We start from the raw sequence: 19,116 nt of genomic DNA on the forward strand, positions 1-19,116 counted from the left end.
TAGGGAGTAGGGAGTAGGGAGTAGGGAGTAGGGAGTAGGGAGTAGGGAGTAGGAAACAAAAATTATCACAATTGATTTAGTGATTTACGTACCCTATATCAAGTCCAGTTAATCACTTACAACAGGCTAGATCGATAATTGGTAATTGGTCATATAGCATTTCTCAATACCAAAATAATAATTGCTATATTATCGATCTAGTCACTGTTAATAATTGTGTAATTGTTTTCAATAATTTTGTCCGACAATTTAGGAACAGATGTTGGATTGAGGAGAAATGAAGCTGCTCGTTTAGCTGTTTCTTCACTTAACTGGATTTGGGTTAGGCTAACTAAGCCGTCGTTCATAAAATGATCTCTAACTAGAGCTTTCTCTCCACTATTGAAGATAGTCTCATAAAAAACTTTCTTTATGCCAGCTGAAATGATTAACTTCAAGCAGGAGACACAGGGTTCTAGGGTGACATAAATAGTGGCTCCAGCAGTGGCAATACCATGTTTAGCTGCAAACGCGATCGCATTCGCTTCAGCATGAACAGCTCGGGATGGCATGGTACGAGACGCATCGCAGCTACTTAGTTCAGGATAGCAGTATCCCTGAGCTGTGCAATGACTTGAGCCAGATGGGGGACCATTGTAACCTGTTGCTAAAATCTGATTGTTTTTAACAATCACTGCTCCTACAGGAAAGGCTAAACAGGTTGAGCGAGTAGCTGCTAGCTTAGCCATCATTAAAAAGTATTCATCCCAGTTTGGTCTTTCACTAGTCATTGGTAATTTTAAACTTGTCAATGATCAATTTTATATCAATCTCAGTTTAGTTGATGACATAAACTATCCTCGTCTTTTTTAAGTGAACAGGGAGCAGGTAAAAAAGAACAGTAAATAGAAACATGTCTTAACCTTTACTGTGGTTGCTATAACTTGTCATTTTACCAAGAACTATTCACAAAACTATCTTTGGTTATTTTTTACACCAAACTCGTTTTTTCGGTTATCTATAGTTGATGCTGATCAATAACTGCTGATCAATAACTTATCCTAGTCATGAAGTACAGTCAATTTTCCCATGGGTCACTCCCTAATCCCTAATTCCTTCCCAATATTTTGTATATCATAAGTATTTAAAATGCTATAATTGCTGATAATTTTTATCTTCTTTTATAGCTATCCTAGCTTTTTCTAATTCTATTCCTAAATAGACCGCATGACTAGGTTGTATTGACGGATTATCACTACAAATTTTTCTAGATAAACTCATGGCATTTTTACCAGAATACGTAGCAATTACTTCCCCGCTACCAGGGGTTGTCTGCTTCACTATAATATCAGTATTTTCCGTTTCAATCAAGAAATTACCAATGGGATCAGCATACTGTTTCTGTTCTGAATTGATAATTTGTTGATAGTGATTTTGAATAATCCGATTAGCATAGTCATAACAATCATCATAAATATGAGCACTTTGACTAACGGTAATCAGCGGTCCCATTTTTAATTGAATACCCCCGCGCTTACCAATTTGGTCTCTAATATACTGGTGTAGTGCTCTGAGTCCAAAGGCATTAGCTGGCCACGCGCTAAACATATCATTACTTCTAAATGTGGCAGTTAGGGACAATTCATGATCCACAACTCTGAGCCAGATGTGATTCAGACAAGGACTACCCCCTTTCTCATGGTCTTTGACATCCCATAGGGACATCACTGCACTGGCTGCATCGATTTCACCAATGAGTTTAGTGATGACTTGCTCGATTTGGTCACGTTTGAACCAAGAACGTAGACGTTGACCATAGGTATATTTGACTCCTTCTACTACAGGTGCGTCGTCGAGGATTTGATGAATGTATTCTTGGATAAAGTCGCGATCGCATGGTAAATAATTGGGCTGAGGAAAGTAAAATTCAGGAGGTTCTTCCGTTACTACTGCGATTAAATCAATTAGCTCTTGCCAATATCCGTCATAACCCGTGGGCCGAATTGTACCAGTAGTTTTAATGCGATGAATTATTTTAACCCAAGTTTCAGCTATCGTTCGGCCTTGAATGCGATGTCCGTAGCGCGGTCCTGGTTTTAGGGGGGCACAGCCAGATTCCCCGACATCATTTGCCATGGTAAATTCCAATGGTGTTCCCCAGGGCTCTTGAGTTTTGGAGCCATAAGACTTAACGAGACTGATAGCTTGGGTAATCGAATCAGCCTCTACCACAGAAACTTCCCTTCTGAGTTGTTCTAGGGTGAGTAACGGAATTTCAATGTCAATATAACCTTTTATAGAAGAGCGAATCACCCAGCAGTGACGACCAGTATCAGTAGTCCCTTCTTCAACGCCATGGCGGAAAAAGTCCAGCAAGCAAGTTCCACTGCCAGCATTGCGGTCTTCCTTCGTAGCGTTGAGAATCACCAAGTAGCGGACGTGGGGATTAGCGAGGAGATTACGAATGAGCAGGCTAATTCCCCGGGTGGGACTGTATAACTGTCCGACCACAGCAAACTCCGAGGGGTTTAACTTTTTTGCGATCGCTTCTTTGATCGTCCAACCGGTAATCACCGCCGTTTGACCTGTACCGTAAATCAGTTGGTTAGGCTTGTGCAGGGGTTTGTACTGGAATTCCGTTGGTTGGCTGGTTGCTGTCATTTGAATGCAGAAGTTGAAGGAATGTTGACTGTTAAATTTTAAATGTTAACTGTTAAATGTTTAAGGTTTAAGCTTGAAGTAATGGTAATCAACATTCATTTTGACCAACTACGCCGTAGGTTAAAGAAGCCTTCCAGAAAGTTTTGTAAAGTCTGATTACGACTCATTCGTTGGCGCTGCCACTCGATTGCCGTTTTCTTAAAAATCTCTGACAACGTGGGATAGGGATAATAGACATTTGCCAACAGACCCAAGTTAATTTTCTGCTGAATCGCTAGGGTAATTTCCCCAATTAATTCTGTTGCTTGTGATCCAACTATGGTTGCTCCTAAAATTGTCCCATTGCGCCCCACTACCAGTTTCATATACCCAGTGGTTTGCCCCAGGAGCTGAGGGTGATCTAAGTCTTTGAAATATTCTCGCATCACCCATAGATTCTTACCATAGCGCTTTCTAGCTTCTACTTCTGTAAGACCTACCCGTGCTAATTGGGGTTCAGTTAAGACTGTCGAGGGAATCCCGTGATAGTCTACCTTAAAGCAGGGGAAAAACAATGCATTCTTCAAGGCAATGCTGGCTTGATACTGGGCAATATGGGCACAGGGATAACCACCAGCCATCTTGCCACAGCTATAGATGCGGGGATTAGTCGTTTGTAGCTTTTGATTGAGCTGAAGACCCTGGTGAGTGTACTTTATCCCAACCCCTTCTAGATTTAAGGATTCCACATTGGGTTGCTCACCCGTAGCCAGTAGAATGGCATCAGCTTCAATCGCCTTATTACCAGCCTGAATCCAGATTTTATCCTCAATCTCTCTGACCTGATCAACTGGGCTATCCGTCAGAACCCGAATTCCCTCAGCTTCTAATTGAGCTTGTATAAGCCTAGATGATTCTAGGTCTTCCTGGAATAAAATACGGGTAGTACTGGCCACCAACGTTACCTCACAACCGAGTCTCGCTAAGGTCTGAGCTAGTTCTGGAGCAATAGGCTCATCACCAATTACTACCCAGCTTTTGGGTAGTGAAGGTTGTTCACCCTTTAAGCTTCCAAGCTTAAACACTTTGTGCCAGATATTGTTTGGTGTGAAATAGTCTATGGTCTGTAACCCTTCGATATCAGGAATAACTGGGCGAGAGCCAGTAGCGATCAGATAGGCACGAGACCGCAAACGTCTGTTGTTGACTACAAAACCCAGGTGAGGCAGTCGGCAAAATTCCCCCTCACCTGTGATTACATCAATCCCTAAAGCACCTAAAATAGCTTGAGAATTCTGTTCTGAGCAGTTGGCAACCACCAGATTAGCCCATTCCATCACCGCAGTTAGTGGTAGGGATGAAAACTGGATCGGTGAAATGTCTGGTTGAGTGGAATCAGCTGTTTGAGCATAAATACCCCATTGAGCAGCGTCACGTATCTGTTCAAGCTTACGCCCCATCTCACTTAATACTCTGGTGTAAATAGCACCCTGTCCTAGCCAGCTAGTTTTTCCTTGCTGAGGGTCTACCAGAGCCACACGAGCCTTTAAACCAGCAGCCGCAACAGCAGCATAGACACCAGCAGGAGTGCCACCAATGATAATTAGGTCATAGTCAACGGTCATTCGTGCAACAGTTACAGGTTTCAGGTTGAAAGTTACAGGTTTCAGGTTGAAAGTTACAGGTTTCAGGTTGAAAGTTACAGGTTAGCAGGTTAGAAGGTTTCAGGTTGAAAGTTACAGGTTTCAGGCTCTAACCTTGGGCTTTTGGCCACGCTACGCGAACAACCATCTAACTAACCTATCCGACAACAGACGCCTAGGGCCAGCAACCTTCTAACCTTGAACCTTGAACCTTGAACCTTGAACCTTCAACCTTGAACCTTCAACCTTATAACCTTATAAGCATCTAACCTTCAACCTTCTAACCTTTAACCTTCTAACCTTCAACTTATCAAGATAGCGTCTAAAGCGGTTAGTAAGCGTTGGTTATCTGCCTGTGTACGTACAGCGACCCGGAAAAAGCGATCGCCTAATTCCGGGAAGCTTAGGCAATCTCTGATCAGAATCCGATGGTGTTGGAGTAGTTGTGCTTGGATCTGTGAAGTGGATTTTTCTGAGTGTACTAGCAAGAAGTTAGCTGCACTGGGATAAGGTTGGAGACCAGGTAACTTAGCCAGTCCCTGAAACAGTTGCGTACGGGCTGGTGCTAGCCAATCCCAGGTTTGCTGTTGAAATGCTCTATCCTGGACCACTGCCGCTGCCGCTGCCGCTGCTAAGGTATTGATTGGCCAAGGGTCCCGCCACTCCTGCCAACGTTGGAGTCGCTCAGGGTGGGCAATGCAATAACCTAGTCTGAGTCCAGGAAGGCTGTAAAACTTGGTAAGCGATCGCAAAATTACCAAGTTTGGATAATCCCCAATTAAAGGAATCAGGCTTTGCTCCTGCTCAGGAGGCAGGAAATCCATGAAAGCCTCATCCACAACCACCAAAGCAAATTGCTTCAGATAAGGCTCAATTGCTTCTGAGGTAAACAATTGACCTGTGGGATTGTGGGGGGTATTCAGCAGCAAACCCTTTCGATTCCCATTTTGTTGGAGTAAGGAAGTAAGGGAGTCAGGGAGTAAGGGCATCAAAGCATTAATCTCGCTGCCCATCTCCCCATCTCCCCATCTGAGACTAAGTTTCGAGAGTTCCCTGATCAGGGGGCACTCGCGAATTCTTGCTCCAAATGCCTTCAGTCCCCGTTGGTAGTCCCTAAATGCTGGGGTAATCATCAAGGTCTCATCTAGTTCTGATAGCTCCCGACAAGCCCAAGTTAATAATTCGGCTGAGCCATTACCTGGAAGAATCCAGTCTGGGGGCAGGGTTGGATGCAGTTGCGTCAAACACTGCCGCAGCTCAGAATAATTGGGGTCAGGATAAGCTACCAGGTTATTGAGCCCAGACTCTATCGCTGCGATCGCACTTTTAGGGGGACCAAGGGGATTGATGCTGGCAGAAAAATCAACAATTAAGGAAGGAGGACAGTTAGCCAGTGCTGCTGCCCAGGCTAAATTTCCCCCGTGAGTTGGTCGTTTCAAGGACAAGTTTGTGACTGAATCAGGGATTACTCCTTGGGTGGTGCCACTTTCTCTTTAAAGACCTTACCAGCAGAAAAGGCTGGAACCTTAGTTGCCGGAATTTCCATCTTTTCACCGGTTTTGGGATTGCGACCCTCACGAGCCTTACGCTCCCGGGATTCAAAGGAACCAAAGCCCACTAAGGTAACTTTATCACCCTCGGACACTGCTTCCATAATCGTTTCTATGGCAGCACTTAGTACTGCATCAGCTTGTTTTTTGGTTACAGTAGCTCTTTCCGCCACTTTATCGACTAATTCACCCTTATTCATTCAAATCTCCTTGTTTTTTAGATCATCCAACCAGGGTTTTCGACAAAAAAATCGCTGCAACACTCGCAGCTTCGATGTTTCACTGCATTATTCTAATGTTTGCAATGCCGATATGGATCGTTGAATGCTTTAATTTATATAGATTTCAGAATTTTGCCCCAAAATGCTCCCCTAAATTTATGCCTTAGGGAGTAGGCAATCAGAATTTTTGATTATCAATCATTGTTAATTATATATAATTAATTACTGTATGGTTAACCCTCCACTATAGCTGTGATTGAACACCTAAAAGTATCAAAACCTAACTATTCCCACCACTAAAGTAGGGGGGAGTAGCCAAATCCATAAGTTAATTCCCCCGGAGCAATACCTCGCTCGGGGGGACAAGTGTTAATTGAGGTTTACCTTACCTTTACCTTAGTTGCCTGGAGACTGAAACCCTCCCCGGTTTAGCATTTGACGGGCATCCCGTCCAGGGGTGTAGCTGTAACCATACCCACCATTGCGGTCTGTGTCATCCAGAATTTGAGGGGTCACCAGGATAATCACTTCACGGCGTTCATTTTCCTTGGTGGTACGTCTGAACAGAGCACCAAGTAAGGGAATATCACCCAAAACGGGCACCTTCGATACGGTTGTGCGGTCAGTGTCTTGAATAATGCCAGATAGAATTAACGTCTGACCATCTCGCAGGCGAATTAGCCCAGAGTTTAGTTCTCTGGTACTTAGGAATGTGATTGTGTTTGATGCATTATCACTCTCAAAGACTTGAGTTCCTGAGGGAGCTGAAATCGAGGGAGATGTAGATAAGGAAATAAAACCATTGTCGTCAATTCTCTCAACATTCACCGTTAGGGTTAAACCAGCCTCTTCAATAACCGGGGTGATAGTTCTAGTGGTAGCACCACCGTCTGTATCTATATCTGTCCTCACACTGGTCAGTACCTGCTGAGTCAACTCGACAATAGCTTGCTGCCCTTCTTGGATCACTAGAGTTGGGTCGGTCAGAATCTTGGCGTTGTTGCTAGTAATCTGAGCCTGCAAGGTTAATAAAAACTTATCAGGGAACTCAAATAGAGAAGGAAGGGCAAACTCAAACTCGTTTCCATCATCTTGACGAGTGACACCTATCACACCTGGCTGGAATGGATTATTATTTCGACCAAAGCCGGGACGTGCGAAGAGTGATGGACTACCAGAGGTTTCACTGAAGCCCTCAACTAGGTTATCAAAGGGAGCATTTTGTCTATCGAAGAATATATCACCATCTCCGTCTACAGCACGAAAATCAAATGGCGCAACATTGGGAAACTGACCAGTAACCACAGTGTCTCTACTGGGGGGATTAACCCTACCGAAATTAACGGCTGCCGCTCCCCCATCACTGACTACAAAAGTATCATTAATCCCAAAGGAGAAACTGGCATTATAGGCATCGGTTCCAGCTAGGTTAACATCGATAATCTTGACATTTACCGCCACTTGACGGCGACGAGCATCCAACTGTTTGAGTAAAGATGTCGCAATTTCAATTTGCCTGGGCTCACCCACCAGAGATATAGAATTAAGTCGCTCATCGGTAGATACTGCTAATCCCTGCAGCAACAGTGCCCCTTGGCTACCGTCTTCCCGCTCAGCGGTAACTGGTTGAATTTCTGGGGCTCGTTGGATTTGTCGCACCACTCGTTGGGTTTCAGGATCGATGATTTCTTCCGTCTCGCTTACTACCTGTTGCACTTCTGCTCCCTGAGTGGCTAAGAAAGTAGCAGCCCCTTGGGCACTGGCTTGATTGAGCCGTAGAGTACGACTAATTAGATTACGAGCGGCTTGAGGTAGTTTGGCTCCAACAAAAATTGTGCTTCCCCGACGGTTAGCCTGAAGACCAGACAGCTGAAGAATATAGTTGAAAGCATCTTGGACCGGTTCGTTTTCTAAATCAATAGAAATGGTGAACTGTGCTGCACCGGAGTCTTCATCTGACTCAGCAAAGGCCAGATTGAGTCCAGCTGAACGAGCCAACAGAGACAACACTTCTCGAATCGGTGCTTCTCGTAATACCAAACGGGGCACTAGAGTTGCTGTTCCGAGATCTATAGTGCTAGCAGCAGCATTAATATTAGAAACAGCAATATCCCCCACTGGTGGTGCTACTGCTCTAGGTAAGAAGGGGGGCGCTGGCGCAATCGGTTGCACCGCATTAGCTGGAGCTGCCGGTATTCCATCAATAATAATTTCTGGCTCAGGTACCAGCACATCTGGCTCAGGAGCCACGATTTCTGGAGGTTCAGGAGTTTCTGAGGGGTTAGCCTCTGGCTCTGGTTCTGGTTCCGAAAGTTCCGCCGGTTTCTCCATCTGTTCCGTTTCAGTATTAGTTTCTGTATTAGGAACTTGAGCCAGCTTCATCACCGATGAGTCTTGGATAGGTAATATCCCCTGATTCTCAGTAGTGGTGTCAATGCCTAAGGTAATTCCCTGAGCATCCCTTTGGATTAGTGAACTAATGGGGAGTTTGTCAGTACCTCGAATTGTCACCCTGACCCGGTTGTCATCCAGTTCCTTAACCGCAACGGCACTGATATTGGGTAGGGGGTTTGTTTGACGGAAGTTAGTCCCTTTGGGCAAACTCAGCTGGGTATTAACCAGATCAGCAACCAAGACATTGCCTTGGTTAACAGCAAAAATCTGTGGACGCTCATTGCCCCCTTTTGTCTCAAGTTTCAGTTCCAGTTCACTCCCCTGCTGGTTGAACCGTATAGCACTAACTTGGCTTGCTGCTACTACAGGCTGTGTTGCCCATAAAGCCATTGCTGTAGCTGCAAACACTCCACCACATACTTGAATCTGTCTCACGGTTTATTTCTCCAATCTCCTGACTCAAATCACAGAAATTATGACAGAAATTATGTCATATTAAGGGCTATTAACAGTTGACTATTGACGATTGACCGTTGAGACGTTAAAGAGAAAATACTAAACACTCAACAAACAAGAACAACAATAACCATCTCAGCTCAATAAAACAGTAGGTTATCCCAATTTCCAGCAACTTGGCTACCGCTTAATTTCCCAATCTTGCCATCTCCCCATCATTAAATTGGTAGCAAGAATTTAGCAAGACTAAAGAAACTTGGGATTATTTCTTCTTACCTTACTTTTTCTTATCCTCCTTTTCCCCAGCTTTTTCTTCCTCCTTATTCAAATCTCTAGCAGGCATAAGAGCTTCCAAGGTTAAGCTTGTTTTAAGCTTAGGTTGAGGACCAGGAACTATTCTACCTTGCTGTAGCACTAGTGTTTGCGGTTCAGTGACTTCAGCTTCTAGGTCTTTGATCAGCAACATGGCTTGGAGCCGCTCAAAGCTGCGCATAATTGACTGCACTTGTTGGAAACTACCCTCAATTTCTACATTGACGGTTCTCCGTTTTAATTTTCCATCAACTAGGGTTCCTAGAGACCCATCATTAACTATATTGATTCCCTCGGAATCTGGCTCATATTTAAGTAAAGTGCCTCTAGTATCCTTAACAAAAGTATTCAGATCAAGCAATAAAGTATCTAGACTTTTTTCAGTGGAAAACAAACTCAAAACCCGGCGGTTTTGCTGTTTTGCTTGTTTGAGTTCTTCCTCTTTCTGTTTAATTTTTTTCTGGAGTACTTCGGGATTTTGGAGGTCATTTTGTTTGCCTGATAAATCATTTCGTAAAGTCTGATACTCCTGCCAAGCCGGTAACATCAGGTTCATGGCTAGATAGACAGCAGCTGCCAGACCAAGAATACCAAAGGCAATCCCAGAAACTTGGGGAGTAAAGGTAATGCCGAAGGCAGTAGGATACTCAGGCTCTTCCTCCTGACCTTCAACACTCATAAACTCGTCATCAGTAGCATAGGTCATTGTTGAATCACTCCTTGAGATTGAAGGTTTCTAATCCGAGTCACTAATCCTACTGCTCCTTTACGGTCTAACTCTTTTAAGATCTCAGAAGCGGGGATATCACTCAGTTGAGTTTTAATAGTATATTCTACCACTTTTGGTAGGGTATATTTTACCTGAGTTACTAATTCTTTTTGACTCTCAGGAATTTCTAATTTTGTGGGATTATTGATTAACTGAGCTTTGATGAGTTGAGTATCATTTTTGTCGAAAAAGGAAGAATTTTGTAGGGTCAGCAAAAAGTAATTCACATCATCAAAGGTTCGAGCTGTTCCGGAAATATCCAGCTCGATGCTAGGTCGTGAGTTAGCGTTAGACTCATCCTTAGAAGCGTTTTTGTCAGTGACTTGCTGTTGCTCGATGTCTTTAATTTGGACTCCGGGAGGAGTGCGCTCACGAATGTCCTGTAACATCGCTGACCAAGGCTTAATTTGATTAAAGACACTGGCAAGAGCATTAGTTTCGTCATTGACCACCTTGAGTTCTTGGTTTAGCTTACTAATTCGTTGCTTTTGTGCCCCCAAGGCTGCCAGTTTCTGGTCAACATCAGCAATTTCCTCCTTCAATCGGGCGTTTTGATGTTGGAGAACCACCCAAAAACCTCCCACCAATCCAGGTAGGATTAGGCCCACTGCAGCTCCAATCAGTAGAGGGGTCATTTCCCCTAAGGCTATCCCTTGTCTACCCGCTCCATCCTGAACGGACTTGATCTCCTCAGGATTTCGGTCTTTTAAAAAATTAATATCAAGACTATACATAGTGCTATACCTCTCGTAATCCTAATCCAAGCACAGTTCCTAAGCTCGGTCGTTGCACCATCGGAATATCTTTCTCCACTTCTAGGGAAAGAGCCGCCACCGGATCCACCTGAATCGTGGGCAAGCTTAACCGTTGGGTAAAAAATTCATCAAGTTGTCCGATACCACCCCCAGGACCAGCTAGTAGGAGTTGGGCTACTTCTAGATTGTCCATCTGATTGAGGTAAAAATCGATAGAGCGCCGTAGTTCATCAGCAATTTCTCCCAAGACTTGGATCAGAGCTACCATACCTGGATTTACCCCGGTCGAGCCGGTGCGCATGCCATCAACTGGGGTACTGGGAATAGTCATCCCCTGGAGCAGTTCAGTGTTTCTAGAGGCTGGTAAATTCATCGCCCGTGATAGAGCGCTCTGAAGTTGGTAGGTACCAATGGGAACAGTACGGGAAAACTGCGGTACACCATCTACAATTATCGCAATTTCAGTACTATCAAATTCAATATCTACCAGAACGGCTGCCTCTTGGGAAGGAAATTGACGCAGTTGTTCTCGGATGGTCCGAATCAGAGCAAAGCTATTAATTTCGAGTACATCTACTTGTAAACCTACCTGCTCAAAGGTATCGAGATAGCTATCGGTGATTTCCTTACGAGTAGCCACCAGCAGGACTTGCACCTTTTCGATTCCATCTTCATCCACAAAGAAGCCAAGCTTCTGATAATCCAAATCCACTTCTTCCCGGGGATAGGGCAAATATAAGCCAGCTTCATGATTTAGTACCATATCCCGAAGCTCGTTATCATCTAGCTCAGCAGGAATGGGAATAATCCGGATTACTGCTTCTCGCATTGGTAAAGCAGTGGCAACCCGCTCCACTTTCACTTGACTCTCCTGTAGGGCTTCTCTAATCAGTTCCGCTAAACCAGGGGAATCAAGAATCTGTCCTCCTTCCCAGATCCCTTCTGGAACCTCATGAGAATATAGGGTTGTGGCTTTGAGGCTCTGACCTTGCCGCTGCAATTGAGCAATATGAATTCGTTCTGGGGCTAATTCTATACCAACACCTTGCTTGCGCCGGGAAAATAAATTTTTAAAACGGTTAACCATATCTAGCAAAGGGAGTAGGGAGTAGGGAGTAGGGAGTAGGGAGTAGGGAATATGGGATCAAAAATTATCTTATTTAGATACCAGATCTGAGTTAGGTAGATCGGGGTTTCAACATTAGGTTGCTATTTATCGTACCCAATCTATCTCACAATCATGACAATTTTTTGCTCAATCGTGAAATTGATTATTTTAGCGATTAGCGATTAGCTATTCCCATTACCACCAACAAAAGCTTGTGTTCGCAAAAAGTGACCAACTAGGTACAAAGAGCCACAAAGGACAGTAATCTTATCTTCAGCTTCGGCTTTGTTAAAGCTAGCACGGAGTCCTGTGACTAACTCTGGATAAGTACCACAATCGGCTAAGGTTGGACAAATTTGTTCCGCGAGAGTAGCCAAGTAGTATAGCTCAGCTGAACTATGGTCTGGTACTGGCACTAGGTATAATCGATCCCCTGGTCTGAGCAAGGTATTAAAAATACCAGCATGATCTTTGGTTGAGAGTATACCCATTACCCAGTTGACGGATTTACCTAGGGTATCAACATATTGTCTCAACGCCTGAGCAGAGGCTTGATTATGGGCTCCATCAATCAGTAACTGGTGATTCTCCCAGCTAGTCCACTGCAAACGTCCCAGCCAAGTGGTTTGGGCCATCCCCGATGCGATCGCATCAACTGGTATCTCCCAACCCTGCTGTTGCAGAATTTGTACCGTTGCGATCGCAATCGCGGAATTAACCAACTGCACCTCCCCCAACAAGGGCAAACTATAGCTGATACCCCCATACTCCACCCATCTGAGATCTTGTCGGGTGCTTGGCATCTTCCCCTCTGGCAACTCTACTGCTGAGTCTACCCACACCACTGGACACCCCAACTGATTCACCCTTGATTCAACCACTGCCCTAGCTTCAGGGGGGAGCGGACCAATTACTGCAGGACAGCCAGGCTTTAGGATTCCAGCCTTCTCCTTGGCAATATCAGCTAAGGTCGGACCAAGGCGCTGCCAATGTTCCCAACTCAGGGATGTGATAATACTAACCAAAACGCGATCGCATACATTCGTTGCATCCAGCCGTCCTCCCAATCCCACTTCTACTACAGCCACATCCACCTGCTGCTGAGCAAAATATAACCAAGCAGCAGCAGTAGTCACTTCAAATAGGGTTGGTGGATCGGAACAGTTTTTTGGAATTGCTGCGATAACTTGCTCCAAAATTGTGGCTAGGGTATGGGTGGAGATGGGTTCTTGGTTAAGGCAAATCCGTTCTGTCCAATCCACCAGGTGAGGAGAAGTATAACGTCCGACTCGGTAGCCAGCTTTGGTGAGTATAGAAGACAGGTAGGCACAAACTGAGCCTTTACCATTAGTTCCAGCCACGTGAATGATTGGAAAATCTTGATGGGGGTTACCTAAGCGCGATAGAAGTTGCTTAATCCGTTCTAAGCCAAGCTCAACGCCAAAGTATTTAAAGGATTGGAGAAGGTCGTCAATATCCATGGGATGATTTTTGATGAACCGCAAAGACGCGGAGGACATCAAGGTCAGGAGAGTGTTTTTTATGAATATGAATACAGTTAATGATAAGGCCATTGTTAAGGATTATTTCAATGCCACTGGGTTTGACCGCTGGCGGCGGATTTATGGTGATGGCGAGGTTAACCGGGTACAGCAAGATATCCGGATTGGTCATCAGCAGACTGTGGATAAAGTGATCAGTTGGCTGGAGGCTGATGGAAATTTGTCAGGTTTGTCGATTTGTGATGCTGGCTGTGGTGTTGGGAGTCTGAGTATTCCTCTGGCCAAAAATAGCGCTATAGTTTTTGCTAGTGATATTTCTCACAAAATGGTAGAAGAAGCTCAGGTAAGGGCTAAGGAGAGTTTAGGGAATACTGAAAATCTCTCGTTTATGGTCAAAGATTTGGAAGGGTTAGGTGGTAGCTACCACACCGTAATTTGTCTAGATGTTTTGATTCATTATCCCCAGGATAAAGCGGCTGAGATGATAACTCACTTAGCTTCTTTGGCAGAGTCTCGTTTAATTCTTAGCTTTGCACCGAAAACCTTGCTTCTTACTGCACTCAAAAAGATTGGTGAGTTTTTTCCAGGACCAAGTAAAACCACTCGTGCCTATCAGCATCGAGAAGCAGATATTGTTAGTATTTTAGTAAATAATGGATTTTCAATTCAGCGACAAGAAATGACTAGCACTCGCTTTTACTATTCTCGCTTATTGGAAGCTATTCGTAAGTGACAAAATAAGTATTAAGCCGTTAGCTGTCAGCGGTCAGCGGTCAGCTTAAAATAAACCTGATAGCTGATAACTGATAGCACCTCAAGTAGCGTGCGCGTAGCGCATTAGCTGATAAGTGATAGTTTACACCTAATCGCAATTGTCTGGTCATGCTAAACAATAACGTGTGTTAAAAATTTGCTATAATGAAACGGTTTAAAAAAATATCGGCTGGTTTGCTGCTCACCTTAGGTATTCTATTATTGATGGTACCTCTGGTAGTTTCAACTCGAAAGGAAGCAACATCACAGGATAAAGTTGATGCGCTGGGAAGCTTGATAGTAGGTATCCCAGCTACCTTTTGGGGAGTATGGTTAACATGGGGAATGTATCGACAAGAACAAAAAGAAGTCCTCGAACAGCTTCAGTATACATTTTATCGCTTGATTCAAGACGAAAATGGTAGAATTTCCGTCTTAAAATTGGCAATGGCAGCCAAACTTCCTATAGCTGTCGCTCAAGACTATCTCGATCAAAAAGCTAGAGAGTATGATGCTACGTTTGAGGTTAGTGAAGAAGGGAGAATATTTTATAACTTTACGCTTTAGCAAGGACCAAATTAATGACTCGAATTTTTTTAGCGATCGCATCGATCTTAGGCGGATTATCAGTAGCAGCTGGAGCCTTTGCTAGCCACGCTTTGAAAGAAAAACTGACCGAACGAGCATTGGAAATTTTTCAGACAGGTGCCCATTATCAAATGTACCATGCCCTAGCGCTAATGTTGGTAGCCTTGTTATTGAGCCGCGCAGAAGTAGCACAAACTCCCCTTACCGTAGCTGGCTCAGCTTTTATCGCTGGAATTGCCATTTTTTCTGGTAGTTTGTACGCCCTCAGTTTAACCGGGATCAAGTGGCTAGGAGCGATCGCACCATTAGGTGGTGCAGCATTGATCCTGGGATGGGGTTGTTTAGCGATCGCAGCTTTCTCTTTCCAGTAATCACGAATATTGACTAATATTGTCTTGACGGTTGACTGTCAACATTCAACCTTAAACCTTCAACTTTAAACCTTCAACTTTAAACCTTAAACCTCTAACCTTCCATCTCCCGATTAGCCGCATAAACACCTTGGACGTTGTACCAGTTAAGGAAAATTCGGGCAACTTCTAAAGCTAGCTGGGATTTACCTCGGTCAATTAGCCATTGTAAAAAGGGAGCCATGGTGCGTTCGTTGAGTCGTCCACCTAAAGACAGAATCCCCCAGAGTAATCGGTGTAGCCAGGTCATCTGAATCATCATCCTGACTTCCCAGGTAGGGTGCTTCCGGTAAAATAACACACCCATACGTCCCCGTTGAATTTCCCGGTCAATCATCCGGGGAATTTGGTCGAGGCTAAAGGGAGGATGCCAATGATAACCTACCGCTTCGGGACATTTAATCAGTTTTAAGCCCAGCTGTTTGAGTCGGACACCCAGTTCTAAGTCTTCCCAGCCATAAAGTTGGAAGCGGGTATCAAACAGTCCAGCTTCTAAAAGCCATTTTCGTGCGATCGCAACATTCCCCGTCGCAAAATACGCAGCAGAGAAATCAGTAATTTTATAGGGTTCGCTGGTAGGGTCGTCGAAATTACAGGTATTGATCACCCAACCGTAGGTGAATAAGCGATCGCATCCCAGACGCTGCTCTGCCTGTACCAAAGCATCAGCATGAGACTGTAGGAAATGCTCAGTAACTACTAAATCACTATCAATAAAGATAATTATTTCACCAAGGGCCTGCTTCACCCCTAGATTCCGGGCTGCAGCCGGTCCAGCATGGTTTTGAGCAAATGAGCGTACATGGGGAAACTGATCCCCGTGTGCTGTCAACCAATCTAAAGTGCCATCCGTTGAGCCATCATCTACTAAGACAACTTCATAATCCAAGACCTGGCTATCTTTATCGTGCCTGAATTGCTGATGTTCTAAAGCGATTAGGCACTTTTTGAGAATCGGTAAGCGATTGTAAGTGGGAATGACAATGCTTAGCAAACTTGGGAACCGATACTTTTTAGCTACCATAATCTACCAAAGGCGGATTCTGGCTCACTAATGCAAGCTGCTTTCGCAGCCAGGGGGTATCTCCCAAAGCCCGCAGAAATATACCACGAGCGCCGTTGATGTCTCTATCCATGACTTTGCCATCAACCTTTGACTTAATAGTCTTACTTCCATTTATACTTACCAGTTCACCTGTCCAACTAACAGTTTTACTGGTGTAAGCCTCGCAGACATCTACCACTACCTTCCCAGTTTCCTGAGCTTTATGCTTCAGGAATTCCTTGAAGCGGTAATGAGCAAAGGTGAGCAGATTCCGAACGGTTTTAGATCGGATTTTTCTGTTTCCTTTCTTCGACATTTGAGATGTTTCAAAGGTGGGAAGTAGAATCACATCAAAATTATCAACCAGAAACCTAGCTGTCTTATGATGAAGTTCATTTATCAGATTCTGAATTTTGACAACCATTCGCCTAGAGGCTTTTCTCATCCGACGCTTTTGTCCACACTTAGCTTTGCTGATTTTAGACAGCAAATTATCTAAATGCTGGCACAAACGTTGAATTCGAGAAAAATCTCCGTGCCCAATCTTCCCTACAGATGCCTCACTAAAAAAAGTGACGAAAGTTCTAACTCCAGGGTCTAAAGCCACCACTCTACCTTGGTTTTCGGTACATGATCTAGCTACCTGGTGAGGGACTACTAGATAGTAGTCGCCATTATTACTAGTTAGTCGGCAGTCGCAGATGTCTACGGGCAAGTTTTCGGTATAAGTCAATTTACCCAGCTTTGTATGGTATATCCCTGTCTCAGAAACTGCTGATTTAGGAATATAGCAAGACTGAATAGGATTTTTCCTTGACCTGAATCTTACCCGATTAATCTGTGACGTCTTTTTGTACTTTTTCTTGGCCTCCCTGACGGCGGTACAGGCGTCCTTAATCGCTATCGATTTTATTTGATAAGGTACTTCAAAGCACCAATCAGGAAGGTCGTTTAATATCCCTGTCTTAATTGCTTTCCAGTTGGCTTTTACAACGCCTGCTTGAAGGATTTTGACGGTTTCATTAAACACATAACGGGACACTCCGAACCACTTGCGAATAAGCGTACGCTGGTCAGGATTTAGGAACAGTCGAATCTTCTTTGATTTTTTGACCGTATTTCCTGAGTCCGTGAACCCGGCAGGAGAAGACGTGAATGATGGACAGAATATCTGCGGTAAGTTCGGATCCTCGACAGCTTTCAGGTTGGTCGAGAACCAAGATTTTTCCACCGTTGAGACCGACCAAGTACTCAATGAGTTCAAACCCGTGCGAGGAATTGCTCGCACGGGTAAGTCTGTCTCTACAGGTAACAACAATCGTGAGCTGATCTCCGCAGACAATTCGCTCCAGTATGGTTCTAAGCCCCTTCCTTTTGTAGTTGAGGCCGGAGCCGATATCTTTGATGATTTCTGCTTCAGGGAAGAGGGAGTGCAGATAGGCGACTTGACGGGCAAGATCGTCTCGTTGTTTTGTGCTGCTGAGGAGGCAGTAACAGATTGTGTGACAACGGGATCTGTTAGACTTTGGAGCCTTTCCAAAACGGAGAAGATCTGTTGAGTCAAAGAGTCTAGTTCCCCCAGGGGTTCGTTCGCATTTGAGTGTGCCATTATCTGCGTACTTCCTTAAAGTGTTCGGAGAAAGTCCCGTAAGTTCGACCGCCTTACGGATTGGGATGAGAGCCATACTTTAAATCTAACACAATTTGGTAAATAATGCTAGATTTATTAACATTTATGGCTCTCCTAGGGTGGTTATGACAAATTAGTATAAAATAATCGCTATAACCCTTAATAAGTAAGGCTTTGATTAATTTAAAAATGCAATTTTTAGAAAAATTGATTTTTAGTTTACTGAATCCCTTGCTAGTTAAGGTTTTAAGCCCATTTAAACTACTCATTTACTATAATCAGTCTAGGAGAGCCACATTTATTTTAACTGTTACAAACCTTTTGAATTTGATAGTATTGTGAACTTGAACAGCGATCGCGTGGAAAACGTTATGCAAATTGACTGGCAAACTGCCAAAACTTACGAAGACATTCTATACCATAAAATCGACGGTATTGCCAAAATTACCATCAATCGTCCCCACAAACGCAACGCCTTTCGTCCCAAAACCGTCTTTGAACTTTATGATGCTTTCTGTGATGCCCGCGAAGATCACAGTATTGGTGTTGTTTTATTAACTGGTGCTGGTCCCCACACCGATGGCAAATACGCCTTTTGTGCTGGTGGTGACCAAAGTGTACGAGGCAAAGCTGGATATATTGGACAAGATGGCGTTCCTCGGTTAAACGTATTAGATTTGCAACGCCTGATTCGTTCCATACCCAAAGTAGTGATTGCCCTAGTTGCTGGATATGCTATTGGTGGTGGTCATGTCCTACATCTGATTTGTGACCTAACGATTGCGGCTGATAATGCTATCTTTGGTCAAACTGGCCCGAAAGTCGGTAGTTTTGATGGTGGATTTGGCGCTAGCTATCTTGCCCGAATTGTTGGTCAAAAAAAAGCCCGAGAAATTTGGTTTCTCTGTCGTCAATACACCGCATCTCAAGCCCTAGAAATGGGTTTAGTTAACTGTGTCGTTCCAGTGGAGCAGTTGGAAGCAGAAGGACTACAGTGGGCAAAGGAAATTTTGGCAAAAAGTCCTATTGCCATTCGTTGCTTAAAAGCTGCTTTTAACGCTGATTGCGACGGTCAAGCTGGTCTACAAGAGCTAGCTGGAAATGCTACTTTACTCTATTACATGACAGAAGAAGGAGCCGAAGGTAAACAAGCTTTCCTAGAAAAGCGTCCACCAGATTTTCGTCAATATCCTTGGTTACCTTAGATAATAGCAGTTATCAATTGGTGAGGTACAAATTTTTGGGGAGTAGGGAGTAGGGAGTAGGGCACAATTACCGCTGTCTTGATGCCAAGCACGAGTGTGGAGGCTGAGGGGGTGACAACAAGGCATTAAACTAGACAGGGTATGGGGTGTGGGGTG

The 19,116-nt window shown here is 44.2% G+C and carries 17 protein-coding genes; 4 read left to right on the forward strand and 13 right to left on the reverse strand.

Translation table 11 applies throughout. The features are described from left to right. Nucleotides 1-197: 197 nt before the first annotated feature. The 10 genes from AC4II3_RS21430 to AC4II3_RS21475 all read right to left on the reverse strand — a co-directional run bounded on the left by AC4II3_RS21430 (nt 198) and on the right by AC4II3_RS21475 (nt 13,308). On the reverse strand, nt 198-770 hold the full coding sequence (locus tag AC4II3_RS21430) for a deoxycytidylate deaminase (protein ID WP_488006883.1): 573 nt from the start codon (nt 768-770) through the stop codon (nt 198-200). A gap of 361 nt (nt 771-1,131) precedes the next feature. Further along, nucleotides 1,132-2,640, reverse strand: a complete 1,509-nt coding sequence (locus AC4II3_RS21435; RefSeq protein ID WP_488006881.1) for a thymidylate synthase — start codon at nt 2,638-2,640, stop codon at nt 1,132-1,134. Between the two features lie 95 nt (nt 2,641-2,735). Then, on the reverse strand, nt 2,736-4,244 hold the full coding sequence (locus AC4II3_RS21440) for a dihydrolipoyl dehydrogenase family protein (RefSeq protein ID WP_488006879.1): 1,509 nt from the start codon (nt 4,242-4,244) through the stop codon (nt 2,736-2,738). A gap of 320 nt (nt 4,245-4,564) precedes the next feature. After that, nucleotides 4,565-5,701: a threonine-phosphate decarboxylase CobD gene (gene cobD, locus AC4II3_RS21445; protein WP_488006877.1), complete on the reverse strand. Its 1,137-nt coding sequence runs from the start codon at nt 5,699-5,701 to the stop codon at nt 4,565-4,567. A gap of 26 nt (nt 5,702-5,727) precedes the next feature. Beyond that, the gene (locus AC4II3_RS21450; protein ID WP_293087446.1) at nt 5,728-6,012 is read right to left on the reverse strand and encodes an HU family DNA-binding protein; all 285 of its coding nucleotides are present in this window, start codon (nt 6,010-6,012) and stop codon (nt 5,728-5,730) included. A gap of 417 nt (nt 6,013-6,429) precedes the next feature. After that, nucleotides 6,430-8,862, reverse strand: coding sequence for a secretin GspD/PilQ domain-containing protein (locus AC4II3_RS21455; RefSeq protein ID WP_488006875.1), 2,433 nt, complete (start codon nt 8,860-8,862; stop codon nt 6,430-6,432). Nucleotides 8,863-9,160: 298 nt separating this feature from the next. Continuing rightward, nucleotides 9,161-9,901 carry a hypothetical protein gene (locus tag AC4II3_RS21460; protein WP_488006873.1) on the reverse strand — a complete coding sequence of 247 codons (741 nt, stop codon included), beginning with the start codon at nt 9,899-9,901 and terminating at the stop codon, nt 9,161-9,163. After that, on the reverse strand, nt 9,898-10,698 hold the full coding sequence (locus AC4II3_RS21465; RefSeq protein WP_488006872.1) for a PilN domain-containing protein: 801 nt from the start codon (nt 10,696-10,698) through the stop codon (nt 9,898-9,900). The genes AC4II3_RS21460 and AC4II3_RS21465 overlap by 4 nt, the downstream gene beginning before the upstream one ends. Before the next feature lie 4 nt (nt 10,699-10,702). Beyond that, on the reverse strand, nt 10,703-11,806 hold the full coding sequence (gene pilM / locus AC4II3_RS21470; protein WP_488006870.1) for a type IV pilus assembly protein PilM: 1,104 nt from the start codon (nt 11,804-11,806) through the stop codon (nt 10,703-10,705). A gap of 203 nt (nt 11,807-12,009) precedes the next feature. Then, nucleotides 12,010-13,308 (reverse strand): bifunctional folylpolyglutamate synthase/dihydrofolate synthase, encoded by a 1,299-nt coding sequence (locus tag AC4II3_RS21475; protein ID WP_488006868.1) that lies wholly within the window; start codon nt 13,306-13,308, stop codon nt 12,010-12,012. A gap of 67 nt (nt 13,309-13,375) precedes the next feature. Here AC4II3_RS21475 and bchM point away from each other — a divergent pair, with 67 nt between their 5' ends. The 3 genes from bchM to AC4II3_RS21490 all read left to right on the forward strand — a co-directional run bounded on the left by bchM (nt 13,376) and on the right by AC4II3_RS21490 (nt 15,041). Next, nucleotides 13,376-14,062, forward strand: coding sequence for a magnesium protoporphyrin IX methyltransferase (gene bchM / locus AC4II3_RS21480; RefSeq protein ID WP_488006923.1), 687 nt, complete (start codon nt 13,376-13,378; stop codon nt 14,060-14,062). A gap of 185 nt (nt 14,063-14,247) precedes the next feature. Continuing rightward, a complete protein-coding gene (locus AC4II3_RS21485) occupies nt 14,248-14,649 on the forward strand; it encodes a hypothetical protein (RefSeq protein ID WP_488006866.1) in 402 nt (133 codons plus the stop codon). Between the two features lie 14 nt (nt 14,650-14,663). Continuing rightward, entirely contained in the window at nt 14,664-15,041 is a 378-nt protein-coding gene (locus AC4II3_RS21490) for a DUF423 domain-containing protein (protein WP_488006864.1), read from the forward strand. A 94-nt stretch (nt 15,042-15,135) separates the two neighbouring features. Here AC4II3_RS21490 and AC4II3_RS21495 read toward each other — a convergent pair whose 3' ends face one another. Genes AC4II3_RS21495 through AC4II3_RS21505 form a run of 3 tightly spaced genes read right to left on the reverse strand, consistent with a single transcriptional unit; the run spans nt 15,136 to nt 17,810 of the window. After that, nucleotides 15,136-16,104 carry a glycosyltransferase family 2 protein gene (locus tag AC4II3_RS21495; RefSeq protein WP_488006862.1) on the reverse strand — a complete coding sequence of 323 codons (969 nt, stop codon included), beginning with the start codon at nt 16,102-16,104 and terminating at the stop codon, nt 15,136-15,138. After that, nucleotides 16,094-17,296 carry an RNA-guided endonuclease InsQ/TnpB family protein gene (locus AC4II3_RS21500; protein ID WP_490722883.1) on the reverse strand — a complete coding sequence of 401 codons (1,203 nt, stop codon included), beginning with the start codon at nt 17,294-17,296 and terminating at the stop codon, nt 16,094-16,096. The genes AC4II3_RS21495 and AC4II3_RS21500 overlap by 11 nt, the downstream gene beginning before the upstream one ends. Further along, nucleotides 17,199-17,810 carry an IS607 family transposase gene (locus tag AC4II3_RS21505; RefSeq protein ID WP_488006860.1) on the reverse strand — a complete coding sequence of 204 codons (612 nt, stop codon included), beginning with the start codon at nt 17,808-17,810 and terminating at the stop codon, nt 17,199-17,201. Before AC4II3_RS21505 ends, AC4II3_RS21500 begins: the two co-directional genes overlap by 98 nt. 316 nt (nt 17,811-18,126) lie before the next feature. Between AC4II3_RS21505 and menB the strand changes: the two genes are divergently transcribed. Next, nucleotides 18,127-18,960: a 1,4-dihydroxy-2-naphthoyl-CoA synthase gene (menB, locus tag AC4II3_RS21510; protein ID WP_488006919.1), complete on the forward strand. Its 834-nt coding sequence runs from the start codon at nt 18,127-18,129 to the stop codon at nt 18,958-18,960. Nucleotides 18,961-19,116 lie beyond the last annotated feature (156 nt).

The sequence above is a fragment of the Moorena sp. genome, assembly GCF_982860115.1.

Bases quoted from the DNA above. Each gene is read 5' to 3' on its own strand.
- AC4II3_RS21460 (WP_488006873.1), bottom strand. From the start codon at position 9,901: ATGACCTATGCTACTGATGACGAGTTTATGAGTGTTGAAGGTCAGGAG.
- AC4II3_RS21450 (WP_293087446.1), bottom strand. From the start codon at position 6,012: ATGAATAAGGGTGAATTAGTCGATAAAGTGGCGGAAAGAGCTACTGTA.
- AC4II3_RS21435 (WP_488006881.1), bottom strand. From the start codon at position 2,640: ATGACAGCAACCAGCCAACCAACGGAATTCCAGTACAAACCCCTGCAC.
- AC4II3_RS21440 (WP_488006879.1), bottom strand. From the start codon at position 4,244: ATGACCGTTGACTATGACCTAATTATCATTGGTGGCACTCCTGCTGGT.
- AC4II3_RS21490 (WP_488006864.1), top strand. From the start codon at position 14,664: ATGACTCGAATTTTTTTAGCGATCGCATCGATCTTAGGCGGATTATCA.
- menB (WP_488006919.1), top strand. From the start codon at position 18,127: ATGCAAATTGACTGGCAAACTGCCAAAACTTACGAAGACATTCTATAC.
- AC4II3_RS21430 (WP_488006883.1), bottom strand. From the start codon at position 770: ATGACTAGTGAAAGACCAAACTGGGATGAATACTTTTTAATGATGGCT.
- AC4II3_RS21465 (WP_488006872.1), bottom strand. From the start codon at position 10,698: ATGTATAGTCTTGATATTAATTTTTTAAAAGACCGAAATCCTGAGGAG.
- AC4II3_RS21505 (WP_488006860.1), bottom strand. From the start codon at position 17,810: ATGGCTCTCATCCCAATCCGTAAGGCGGTCGAACTTACGGGACTTTCT.
- pilM (WP_488006870.1), bottom strand. From the start codon at position 11,806: ATGGTTAACCGTTTTAAAAATTTATTTTCCCGGCGCAAGCAAGGTGTT.
- AC4II3_RS21495 (WP_488006862.1), bottom strand. From the start codon at position 16,104: ATGGTAGCTAAAAAGTATCGGTTCCCAAGTTTGCTAAGCATTGTCATT.
- bchM (WP_488006923.1), top strand. From the start codon at position 13,376: ATGAATACAGTTAATGATAAGGCCATTGTTAAGGATTATTTCAATGCC.
- AC4II3_RS21485 (WP_488006866.1), top strand. From the start codon at position 14,248: ATGAAACGGTTTAAAAAAATATCGGCTGGTTTGCTGCTCACCTTAGGT.
- AC4II3_RS21475 (WP_488006868.1), bottom strand. From the start codon at position 13,308: ATGGATATTGACGACCTTCTCCAATCCTTTAAATACTTTGGCGTTGAG.